The following is a 9,293-nucleotide window of genomic DNA, read 5'->3' as shown; positions in this document are numbered from 1 at the left end:
GGGTTTCTTAAAAAACAACAATGGTAACTACCGCTTCATGGGGGTTTTTGTTAGTCCTGGCGGGCGCTGGCGGCCATGACGGGTGATGAATCAATCAGCGTTTCACTTAACGTAACGATCAGTAGTTCTGTCCACTGCACTTCTTCGTCTTGACGTTGTAGTTACCGCAGGACAGCGGAGCACGCCAGTCGGAGATCAGGTCGCGGGAACCCGGCAGGTAATCCGACCAGGCATCACCGGCTACCAGCCCGGAGGTTTCCCAGACGATGTCGAACTGACCATTGTCCTGGATTTCACCGATCAGCACCGGCTTGGTGATGTGGTGGTTCGGCATCATGGCGGAGTAGCCCCCGGACAGGTTCGGCACCGCTACGCCAATCAGCGCTTTCTGTACCGCGGCAGGATCCGTGGTGCCGGCTTTTTCAACCGCCTTCACCCACATATTGAAGCCGATGTAGTGCGCTTCCATGGGGTCGTTGGTGACGCGCTTGTTGTCCTTGATGTACGCCTTCCAGGCGCTGATGAAGCTGTCGTTCTCTTCGGATTCGACGCTCATGAAGTAGTTCCATGCCGCCAGGTGACCCACCAGAGGTTTGGTGTCGAGACCGGACAGTTCTTCTTCACCCACGGAGAAGGCCACTACCGGAATGTCCTCGGAGGAAATGCCCTGGTTGCCCAGTTCCTTGTAGAACGGCACATTGGCGTCGCCGTTGATGGTAGACACCACGGCGGTCTTCTTGCCGGCGCTGCCGAACTTCTTGATGTCGGAAACGATGGACTGCCAGTCGGAGTGACCGAACGGCGTGTAGTTGATCATGATGTCGCTTTCCTTGACGCCCCTGGCGATCAGGTAGGCTTTCAGGATCTTGTTGGTGGTGCGGGGATAAACATAGTCGGTACCTGCCAGCACCCAGCGTTTTACACCGAGTTCGTCCATCAGGTAATCCACGGCAGGGACGGCCTGCTGGTTCGGCGCGGCACCGGTGTAGAACACGTTCTTCGAGGATTCCTCACCTTCATACTGCACCGGGTAGAACAGAATGCTGTTGAGTTCCTCGAATACCGGCAGCACGGACTTGCGTGATACGGAAGTCCAGCAGCCAAAGGTGACCACAGCGTTGTTCCTGGTGATCAGTTCGCGCGCTTTTTCCGCGAACAGCGGCCAGTTGGAAGCAGGATCGACCACCACGGCTTCGAGCTTCCTGCCGAGTACGCCGCCTTTTTTGTTCTGTTCGTCGATCAGCATCAGCATGGTGTCTTTCAGCGTGGTTTCGGAAATCGCCATGGTGCCTGACAGGGAGTGCAGTACACCCACCTTGATGGTGTCTTCAGCCCAGGCCAGGCTTGTAGCGGCCAGCGAGGAAGCGCTGATTGCCGCGGCAATCGCCAGTTTCTTCAATTGTGTTTTCATCATGTTTCTGTCTCCTGAAGGGTGGGCAGTTAAATCTGGAACTGCATGCCGAAGGTGAGAGTGTCGTTGTCGTTACCTTTGACACCGCTGGCGTTTGCATCGCCGCTGGTGAAGTTGAGGTTCAGCTTGAGGTTGTGTCCCGAGATCACATAGTTGACACCCAGCTCGGTCAGGTCACTGTCGTCGCCGGATGAAGGATCGTTGCTGGTGTAGCGGATATAGGGCTGGTAACGGCCCGGGCCACCGTTGTCTGTCATCAGGTAGGCGGCGGAGATAAAGTAGGCATTGCCGTCAAACATGCCGAACACGGGTGTGGCAGCATCGGTGTCGACCTCAAAGTCCTTGTACTCGCCTTCAACGGTGACCACGGCGCCATCGGCCAGCGGTTTCTCAAACAGGCCGTCGATGGCATAACCGGTGAATGAGCCATCCTGTACCACGGTGCCGTAACCGTCGTCCTGGTACTGGGCGGAAATGGCCAGCGTCAGGATGTCACCGGCTTTTCCGTAGTAGGTGCTGCTGGTGTAGTAGCCCGGGTTGGATTCCTTGTTGAAGAAGTTGTAGGCCACGCGAGCGGCGTACAGGGGCGCATCGCTCTGGTTTTCCGCGGCGCTGTAACCGTCGAATACACCAAACGCATACTGGAGTTTGCCCTGGGAACCCCAGATGGTAATCCCTTCGTCGCGGCCAAAGGTGCCTGCCACGCCGTCGGCGCCATTGCTGATATCATTGTCGGACGGGTACAGGGGTACGGTGTACTGGCCCCAGGTCAGGCCGTAAAACGGGCCGTTCATTTCGATACGGTCAGCAGGTGTCAGCATACGGCCGACCCACACGTTGAAGGCGTCGCCCGGCTCATACTGGACAATGGCGTCGAGAACACCGTATTCGCCCCACATCTTGTCGGTGCCGAAATAGAACCTGAAATCTTCGGTGACCTGGCCGGAAACATACAGGCGCATGTTTTCCAGTGTAAAATCGCTGCTTCTGCCACCATCCGGCGCACCGTTATCCGATGAGGAAATCGAGGTGCGGATGCCGGCGCCGAAGCTGACCCAGCGGGTATCGTCAATGGCGATTTTTCCTGCAGCCAGTACCGGGACGCCTGTCACAGCCAGCAGGCTGCCAACAAGCAGCGATTTTCCAACGACATTTTTCTTTTGCATTTCGGGATTCCTGTTGTTGTGGCCAGTGGCCGGTTGAGAAGCAAACAAACCTCAGGGAAAGTCCGCGTGTAAACTGCACGGCTTTCATGGCAAGCGAGTCTATCCCTGTGCCAGGTGGGGTAGAATCCGGTATATGTGCAGGCGCATACGTCAAATGACGCATGGCAGAAAGTTTGGATTTGGGGTACTTCAGGCAAGACGTTAAGGTGTGACAAGCAGTCAATGAGCATAAACAGGGATCCACTGCGGATCCGGCGTGAATACAATCAGTGGGTGGCGAATGAAACGCTGGAGGACTACTCCCTGCGTTATACCGCCAAGCGGGCGCGGCGCTGGTCGGCCGGCTGGGTCGCCAATACGGCGCTGGGCATTGTGTCGTTCCTGGCGCTGGAAGCCATCGGCGGTACCATTACCCTCAGTTACGGCTTTACCAACGCCATGTGGGCGATCCTGGTGGTGGGCGCTATTATTTTTCTGTCGGGATTGCCGCTGGCCTACTATGCGGCACGCGATGGTGTCGATATCGATCTGTTGACCCGGGGTGCCGGCTTCGGTTACATCGGCTCGACCATTTCCTCACTGGTATACGCTTCGTTCACGTTTATTTTCTTTGCGCTTGAAGCGGCGATCATGTCCATGGCAATCCATATGGTCGTGGATATCCCGTTATCCGTGGCATACGTCATCAGCACCATCGTGGTGATCCCGCTGGCAACCCACGGTATCAGCCGCATTTCCCACTTCCAGGCCTGGACACAGCCGTTATGGCTGGTGTTGCAGGTTATTCCGCTGGTGTATATCGGACTGCACGAGGCCGAAGCGTTCAGCCAGTGGATCGAGTTTGGCGGGACCACGGTACAAGGCGGGCAGGGCTTTGAATTGCTGCTGTTCGGTGCTGCCGCTGCAGTTATCTTCCCGCTCATTGCGCAGAATGGTGAGCAGGCCGACTTCCTGCGCTTCCTGCCGGTGGCGAACCGCGAGAACAGAATATACTGGTGGATGGCTGTCGTGGGCGCAGGCCCCGGCTGGGTAGTGTTCGGTGTCATCAAGCTGTTTTTTGGTTCGTTCCTGGCCGTGCTGGCACTGAATCATGGCTTGTCAACCGAGCTGGCCAGGGATCCGGCACACATGTATGCCGTCGCGTTCAGCTACATTACCGTTAACCCGCATATGGCACTGTGGCTGGCCGGTATTTTTGTGGTCATTTCACAATTGAAAATCAATGTCACCAATGCCTATGCCGGATCCATTGCCTGGGGAAATTTCTTTTCACGGCTGACACACAGTCACCCGGGGCGTGTGGTGTGGCTGGTGTTCAATGTCGCTATCGCACTGATGTTGATGGAGCTGGGGCTCTACCAGGCGTTTGAAACCATTCTGATTACCTACGCGAGCCTGGTGGTGGCCTGGGTGGGTTGCGTGGTGGCGGACCTGGTGATTAACAAACCGCTGGGTTTGAGTCCGCCTCATATCGAGTTCCGCCGCAGTCACCTGTACGATATCAACCCGGTCGGCGTGGTCTCCATGTTCGTGGCATCCTGTGCCGGCATTGCGGCGAACCTGGGGGTGTTCGGACCGGTAGCGGAAGCACTGGCAGCGTTCATTTCCCTGCTGATCCCTTTTATTACCGTGCCGTTGCTGGCGTGGCTGACCGCGGGCCGCTTCTATCTTTGCCGCGAAAAAGAGCAACCGGACCCCGATAGTTCACAGTTACAGTGCCGGATTTGCGAAAACAGCTTCGATACGGAAGACATGAGCCACTGCCCGAGTTACGAGGGTGCGATTTGTTCCCTGTGTTGCGCGCTGGATTCACGTTGCGGTAATCAATGTCGTCCGCAGGCGCACTTGTCTGCACAGGCATCAGCGCTGTTTGGCCGGATACTGCCGGCATTTATCAACCGGCGGTTGCATTCCGTTACCGGCCACTACCTGGGAGTTTTCCTGGTAACGACAGGCATTATTGCCGGTTTGCTGGCCGTGGTGTTCCACGCCCAGCAAAGCAGGACAGTGGCCGACATGAGCATGATCGGCGATACCTTGTGGCAGGTGTTTTTCCTGCTGATGCTGGTGACCGGTGTGCTGATCTGGCTGTATGTACTGGCCCAGAAGAGCGCGCGCTTTGCACTGAGTGAAATACAGCTTCAGGCTGAACTGATGCAGCGGGAAGTGCTTGCGCACGAGGTGACCGCCGTGGAGCTGGCCAGGGCGAGGGACGCGGCAAATGCCGCCAACAAGGCCAAGTCACGTTATTTGTCCGGTGTCAGCCACGAACTCAGGACACCGCTGAATACCATTTTCGGTTATGCGCGGCTGATGGAGATGGATGACAGTGCCGATGCAAGGACCCGCAAGATCTCCAGCGTGATACGGCGCAGCAGTGAGCACCTGTCGGATGTCATTGAAGGCCTGCTGGAAATCTCCAAGATCGAGGCGCGGAAACTGGACCTGCACCGCGACACGGTGGATGTGCGTGCCCTGATCCAGCAGCTCGAGGACATGTTCCGGCCGATGGCCGAAGAGAAAGGCATCGAGTTGCGGGTGAATTGCCAGCGCGAACTGCCCCGTTTTGTTTCCGTCGATGAGAAGCGGCTCCGCCAGATCCTGCTCAACCTGTTGTCCAATGCCATCAAGTTTACCCCTGAAGGCAGCGTCGAGCTTACGCTCACCTACCGTAACCAGGTGGCTCGCATGACAGTGCGTGACACGGGCATCGGGATTGCCGAGGAAGACCAGCCAAGGATATTTGAACCGTTCGAACGGGTGCGCAATGAACAGACGAAACTGATTGGCGGCACCGGTCTCGGCCTGTCCATCAGCCGTCTGCTGGTTGAAATGATGGGCGGCAACCTGGCATTGAAGAGCCAGCCTGGCCAGGGGACTGAATTCTGTCTGAGCCTGTTCCTGCCCGGTGTGGCAGGCGGTGTCGTGACGACTCAACGCCATGCCAGGATTCACGGCTACGAAGGCCGCCCTCGCCACATCATGGTGGTGGACGATGAGGACAGTCATCGTGAACTGATTCATGATTTTCTTTACCCGCTGGGCTTTATCGTGCACCAGGCCGCGTCAGCCGAACAGGCCCTGGAGATGTTGAACAACTGTCCGGTCGACCTGTTCCTGCTGGATATCAATATGCCGGGGATGAATGGCTGGCAATTATTGACCGGGCTGCGCCAGCGCGGTGTCGATGACCCCGTGATCATCCTGTCCGCGGATCCTTACGAGAATGCTCACCTGTACCAGGGGGAAAAAGATTTTGATGCCTATATCGACAAGCCGGTGCGTATCGAAAAGCTGCTGGAACAGCTGCAGCGGTGTCTTGACCTGCGCTGGTGTGACTCGGAACAGGAACAGGATAGTGCGCCGGAAAACTCCCCGGCGGTCGACAGCCTGTTCCGGGCCGATACAGAGCTGCTGGAAGAACTGGGGCGTTCGGCCAGACTCGGTTACCTGAAGGGGGTGATCGAGTGTATGGACCGGCTTGAATCGCAAGCGCCCGAATCGCCCTGGGTAAAAAAACTCAGGGTATTGGCGGACAAGTGTGATCTGAACGGCATTGTTCACAGTATTGATGAAACAGAAAACACCGAAACAGGAGGCGCGTCCGGGTAATGCACAAGTTCAGGGACAAAACCACAGTACTGGTTGTCGATGACTCCCCGGACTCGTTGGGCATGATCAACCTGGCGCTGGACGAAGCCGGGATCGCGGTGCTTATCGCCCTGAACGGTCAGCAGGCGATGAATGTGCTGGAACAGATCACGCCCGATGTGATCCTGATGGATGCCGTCATGCCGGTAATGGATGGTTTCGAGTGTGCCCGGGAAGTGCGCAAGAAACTGCCGTTGACGCCGATTATTTTCATGACCGGCCTTAGCGAGGTCGAGCATATCGTCAAGGCATTCGACGCCGGTGGTAATGATTACATTGTTAAACCGATACACCCTGACGAATTGCTGGTGCGTATCCACCAGCATACCCACAGTACCCGGATGCTGATGGAAGCACAGAAGGTACTGGATGCCATGCGCCAGTATGTATTTTGCATCGACCGTCGCGGCAATGTGTTGTGGGCCACACCGGAGGCCCAGGCATTACTGGGCCAGTACCAGCAAAAAGCCGGGGACAGCACCGCTGAACTGGGTGAACGGTTCAGCCGCTGGTTGCCGGCCGGGCAGACCGGTCATAATCTGGCGCTGCCCCTGGGCGATACAGACCCGGGCCTGACGGTATGCTACTTCAAACAGTCGGAAGAAGATGAATACCTGCTGAAGATCCAGTCAGCGAATGTCGAGATCGACCCCGCTGTGCTGGAAGAAAGTCTGTCTATTACCACTCGCGAAGCGGAAGTACTGCTATGGCTTGCGCATGGAAAAACCAACCGTGAGATCGCGGAAATTCTCGAAATGAGCCCGAGAACGGTGAACAAGCACCTGGAGCAGATGTATCCGAAAATCGGTGCCAGTAACCGCACGGCGGCAGCGTCCGTGGCGATACAGACGATTCTTGGCGGACGGATCGGCCGGCCGGCGAGCGGCTAGCCCGTTCACTACCGCTTCCGTGCAGCGCGCAGTTCGGGCTGGATACAACTCAGTTGTGAAGCGGAAACAGCCTGTTTCACCGCATCGATGACTTTGGGTCGGGGAAAGGTTGCCCGCCATGCCAGTGCTACCCTGCGGCTGGGCGATGGCTTGCTGAAACGGCGGATGGTCAATAACCGCTGCGAGTAACGGTCAGCACCCGCCGCGGTACAGGGCAGCACGGTAAGGCCCATGCCGGATGCCACCATGTGGCGAATGGTTTCCAGTGAACTCCCTTCGGCTGTATAAACAGAGGCGCCTTCGCCAATCGCTTTTGGTGCACAGGCGGGGCAGGCGTCAATAACCTGGTCGCGGAAACAGTGACCGGCACCCAGCATCAGAATGTTTTCGCCCTCCAGATTTTTTGAATTCAGGGTTTTTCTTTGCGTCAGCGGATGTGAGGTCGGCAGCAGGATAACGAAGGGTTCCTCGTACAGCGGCAGTGTGAGAATGTTGGGCTCGTCGAAAGGTAACGAAATGATGATGACATCCAGGTCGCCCTGTTTGAGTTTCTCTGCCAGTACAGACGTGTAGTTTTCCTCGATAATAAGCGGCATGTCGGGCGCGCGTTCGTTCAGGTTCGGTATCAGGTCGGGAAACAGGTAGGGACCGATGGTGAAAATTGCACCAATGCGTAACGGTCCGGATAGCTGGTCGCCTTCGGCGCGGGCAACCTGACGCACTGACTCGACAGCCTCCAGCGCCTGTTGCGCCTTTTCCACCACGCGTTCACCGGCTGGCGTCACCCGTACCTCATGCCTGGCACGTTCGAACAGCGCGACACCGAGTTCTTCCTCCAGCTTCCTGATGGCAACGCTGAGCGTGGGCTGGCTGACGAAGCAGGCTGCCGCGGCTCGACCAAAATGGCGTTCCCGGGCGAGTGCCGTCACGTAGCGCAGTTCTGACAGGTTCATGTATCCACCTCTTCGATAGCGACAGACTATTACACCACCTGGTAAATGCAATTGGCAACATGATTAGATTGGGTCTAATCTCCCTGTCGAGTCAAAGGAGGGCTGAATATGATGAAGAAATTTGCCATTGCACTGGTATTCGGCGGCATGCTGGCCAGCGTGTCCGCTGCGCCGCTGGGACTGCCGCCTGTACCCATCCCGGAAAACAACCCGCAAACGCCGGCCAAGATTGCGCTGGGTGAGCGCTTGTTCAACGATGCCCGTTTCAGTGCCGACGGCAAGGTCAGTTGCGCCACCTGTCATGCACAGGACAAGGCGTTCACGGACAACCTTCCGGTATCGAAAGGTTTTAACGGACTGACCGGTACCCGTAATGCGCCGACAGTCATTAATTCCGCCTATATGAAAACCCTGTTCTGGGACGGTCGTGAACCGGACCTGGAAGGTCAGTCGAAGCAGCCACCCGTCAACCCTGTCGAAGGCGGTCTGCCCGATCACAAGCCGCTGCTGGCGGTGATCCGCAAGGACAGGGACTATGTCAAAGCCTTCAAGTCGGTATTCGGTGTAAAGGCGAAAGCCATCACCATGGATCACGTCGCCATGGCCATCGCCAGTTTTGAACGTACGGTGGTAGCGGGTGATTCACCCTTTGACCGGTATTACTACGCCGGTGACGAGAAGGCCATGACGCCGGCACAGGTACGCGGTCTGGGTATTTTTACCGGCAAGGGGCGCTGTGTCTCCTGCCATACCATCGAACAGACACAGGCGCTGTTTATCGATAACCGCTTTCATAATATTGGTGTCGGCTTCAAAAAAATTCGCGGCAAGGAAGCGCAGACCGCCAGGCAGTTCCTGCGTGACAAGCGCAAGGGCGCGGATGTTGATATTACCGTGCTGACCCGACAGAACATGTCCGAGCTGGGCCGGTTCGCTGTCACGGAGAATATTACCGAGGTGGGCGCCTTTAAAACGCCGACCCTGCGTAACATTGAAAAGACGGCACCCTACATGCACGACGGCAGTCTCGAAACCCTGGCTGATGTGGTGGACTTTTACAACAATGGCGGCCGGGTAAAGGAAACCGACCCGCTGTCCGGTTTCCTGAGTGGCGGTATTCGACCGCTTGGCCTGAACGACGAAGAGAAAAATGATCTTGTCGAATTCATGAAAGCGCTGACCAGTCCTGACCTGGACCGCTTCACCAAACGTTGAGGAGAAC

6 protein-coding genes are annotated in these 9,293 nt (G+C 56.8%); 3 read left to right on the top strand and 3 right to left on the bottom strand.

Annotated features, from left to right (window positions below; all coding sequences use genetic code 11):
* Positions 1-118: 118 nt before the first annotated feature.
* Positions 119-1,414 (bottom strand): urea ABC transporter substrate-binding protein, encoded by a 1,296-nt coding sequence (gene urtA / locus ACW81B_RS05305; RefSeq protein ID WP_491579176.1) that lies wholly within the window; start codon positions 1,412-1,414, stop codon positions 119-121.
* A gap of 26 nt (positions 1,415-1,440) precedes the next feature.
* The gene (locus tag ACW81B_RS05300) at positions 1,441-2,577 is read right to left on the bottom strand and encodes a porin (RefSeq protein WP_491579175.1); all 1,137 of its coding nucleotides are present in this window, start codon (positions 2,575-2,577) and stop codon (positions 1,441-1,443) included.
* Between the two features lie 222 nt (positions 2,578-2,799).
* Between ACW81B_RS05300 and ACW81B_RS05295 the strand changes: the two genes are divergently transcribed.
* Positions 2,800-6,189, top strand: a complete 3,390-nt coding sequence (locus tag ACW81B_RS05295; protein WP_491579174.1) for a hybrid sensor histidine kinase/response regulator — start codon at positions 2,800-2,802, stop codon at positions 6,187-6,189.
* The gene (locus ACW81B_RS05290; RefSeq protein WP_491579173.1) at positions 6,189-7,118 is read left to right on the top strand and encodes a response regulator; all 930 of its coding nucleotides are present in this window, start codon (positions 6,189-6,191) and stop codon (positions 7,116-7,118) included. Before ACW81B_RS05295 ends, ACW81B_RS05290 begins: the two co-directional genes overlap by 1 nt.
* 8 nt (positions 7,119-7,126) lie before the next feature.
* Here ACW81B_RS05290 and ACW81B_RS05285 read toward each other — a convergent pair whose 3' ends face one another.
* Entirely contained in the window at positions 7,127-8,071 is a 945-nt protein-coding gene (locus ACW81B_RS05285; protein ID WP_491579172.1) for a hydrogen peroxide-inducible genes activator, read from the bottom strand.
* Between the two features lie 108 nt (positions 8,072-8,179).
* Between ACW81B_RS05285 and ACW81B_RS05280 the strand changes: the two genes are divergently transcribed.
* Positions 8,180-9,286 (top strand): cytochrome-c peroxidase, encoded by a 1,107-nt coding sequence (locus ACW81B_RS05280; protein WP_491579171.1) that lies wholly within the window; start codon positions 8,180-8,182, stop codon positions 9,284-9,286.
* The last annotated feature ends 7 nt before the right edge of the window (positions 9,287-9,293 follow it).

Source organism: Thiogranum sp. (assembly GCF_058323355.1).
Note: the sequence above shows the minus strand (reverse complement) of the source record. Positions and strands in the feature narration are given on the sequence as shown.